A 2,754-nucleotide genomic window follows, 5' to 3' on the forward strand; every position below is an offset into this window, starting at 1 on the left:
TTTTTTCTACACCGAAACTCGGTATCGGTTAAATACTCTCAGATATTTGCGTTTATCTCTTAAATGGCTAATGAGTTATCGAACAAAATCTTCTGGAAAGGATGTGTTCAATTTCTCGCGATTTAGCAAACTTATCTGCAGGCTGAGATGATCAATATCTGTCCATCCCGAGTGATCTACAGAAGGAATCCAACGTGCACGCAAATAACCACTCTTATCAATTATAAACTCCATATGATCAGGATTTGTTCCTCGCCCGATAATATCAGGATGACTCAATGTTCTGCGTGACAATGCATAGCTTTCTGCAATTTCAGCAGCGCTTTGCGTAACAATTGGGAAAGGCAGTTCTTCAGCCACTAATTGCTCCATATCTTCGGTAGCAAGATCTTTATTGGGCACTGCAAGCAACGCAACGTTTTGTTCCTTTAATCGCTCATAAGCTTGTTTTAACTGCTCCAAACGATCTCTAGATTGCGGCCATGAAAAGATAACCAGAAAGACGGTCTTATTTTCTCGAAACTCTTGCAGTGTGCCAAAGCTTCCATCATGAGCTCCGTATGAAAAAACTGGCGGCTTTACATATGCTTTATTGGGCACAATCTCCGATGTTAAAATCCGTGCCTGATAGCCGCGCGACAATGCATGAATATAATTAACCAAGTCCCATCGATCTTCATCGGATAATTTCTCAGCGTAACCCGGCATATCCGTATTCACCATACCGTTCGTAATCCAGTTATAAAAATCTCCCGGCGTATGTTCCACGGTATGCGGCTCAATGAGTAAATCCGGCAGTTTGGTGGATAAAGTCCGTGACTTGATACCGTTACCCATTCCCTGAAGGCCATGGCATTCAACACAATGCTGTTCAAATAAAGCAGCACCATGCGCTATAGAAGTTGCATCAAAAGGTACCGGTGGTCTCCGATAAGTTTCAGGATACGCTTGAATTGTCAGAGGCTGCAATGCAATCGCCCCCCCAGATATAAACAATATAGCTGGAATAAAAATTAGACGCTTTATTCCCCAGTTTCGTAGTCGACCTAGTTGCAAGACCACCGCAGCAAGCACCAGAACCGCCAAACCAATCCAGACTTGGATAGCAACATTGGGTTGATTCCAAGTAGCAATAACTGAGAATCGGAATGAGAATGGCCAGTTCTCAATAAGCGCATGCTTTACAGGCGTTGTATTGGTAATTATCGTCGCTAACAGTAGTAGGAGTAACGCCAAAATAAATTCAATGCGAACCCATTTCTTGATTCCACTTTTACCGCTACTCACTTCAGAATCTTGTTTACAATTCAATAAAGGAAGCCAATAAGAACGTACTCGTGCAGCAATCAAAAGAATAATAGCTAATAGGAATATTTTTGCACTTAAAAGCCAACCATAGGGAGTCGCAACTAATGCAGCATAGTAACCATCAAATATTTGATCAGCGACCACTAATCCAGTGAATATAATCAGTAGCATCGCTGGTAATGCAATTGATGAAAACTTTTTCAGTGTCTCGAATTCGAAGCTTACAACCCTTTCGTTTGTCTCATTCTGTCTATCAAGAATTAGCAATATAAAAGCTGGTAAAGCTCCAAACCATATACCAGCCAGGATGAGATGAAGCACATATGGCATTACAGCTGTCACTGAGAATTCTTCCGCTGCGGTATGACTAGCTAATGAGCTTGCAGCGAGCGGCAAAACCGCAATTGCAGCGCACATAGCATACCGCCACCGCGCTCTAGATGCTTTGCAAAGGTATAAAACTGCCAGCAATAGGAGTATTGCCGCTGTAAAACGTAAAATCCAAATCTGTCCTACACGCGTATCTCCCAACAGCCCCAGCCAAACCTCATGCTCTCCTAGACTACTTGGACTTCCAGTCACCTGCACTATGGTTGTACTTAGGATTACAAGCAAGCCTATTGGGACACTCACAGCTAGCCAAGGAAATAGGCGCTCTAGTCGTCCTATCCATACCTCAGGCTGAGCTCGTTTTGCAGAACTTGTAATTATCAGAAATACACAACTGCCAAGTAAGATTAGATTTGCTACAAGCTGAACCCAACGTGCTAATGCTGCAATTATGTCTATCATTTATTGCGATGAGTTATTTTTTGATACTAAAATCATATTCTGACTCAATGACATGACCATCCACTGACATCACACGATAATGGACTGTATAGCGTCCGGGTTGGATCTGAGGCAAATTTAATACAATAGACTTCGGATCATCCGTAATTGCCTCTGGAATATTTTCGGTAACCAATTTTTTATTCGAGTCTTCTACTGTTACTGACGCATAAGACCCTTCGATTTTCTCATTAAACCAGAGCTGTATTTGTTTCGGTGATGTAGAAAGCGTAGCTCTGCGAGGCGGATCAGATTTAACCAAAGTCGCATGAGCCATTACAGAACTCACTTGAAATAATAAAGAAAGTAAAATTACCAATGCAGCAAAAGCTGTCACTCTTCTAACACCGTATTTTGATAATCGCTTATTTCTCACAATTTTTCCTCGATGCTTTGCTATTATTCTTCTTCCAATAATTATTGGATGCTCTTCGTAAGGATGAGTTCATCACTCATCCTTAATTCACTCTTCCAAATTTATTCACTAAGAAGCAGCTGTGCTTTGCCCTTCAGTTTTACTTTTACGCATCATCATAAAAGCAGCAGCGCCCGCAATCAGCAATACGATTGATACAATGATCGTAATCTTCGATATCGGACGGCCTTCACCTACTG

At 41.7% G+C, this 2,754-nt stretch carries 2 protein-coding genes; both read right to left on the reverse strand.

What is annotated here, in order from left to right:
• Window positions 1–75: 75 nt before the first annotated feature.
• Window positions 76–2,100, reverse strand: coding sequence for a CopD family protein (locus Q0C11_RS14615; RefSeq protein WP_293009217.1), 2,025 nt, complete (start codon window positions 2,098–2,100; stop codon window positions 76–78).
• A 13-nt stretch (window positions 2,101–2,113) separates the two neighbouring features.
• A complete protein-coding gene (locus tag Q0C11_RS14620) occupies window positions 2,114–2,515 on the reverse strand; it encodes a copper resistance CopC family protein (RefSeq protein ID WP_293009219.1) in 402 nt (133 codons plus the stop codon).
• Window positions 2,516–2,754 lie beyond the last annotated feature (239 nt).

The sequence above is a fragment of the Nitrosomonas sp. genome, from assembly GCF_022842015.1.
In the GTDB taxonomy this organism is placed as follows: Bacteria; Pseudomonadota; Gammaproteobacteria; order Burkholderiales; family Nitrosomonadaceae; genus Nitrosomonas.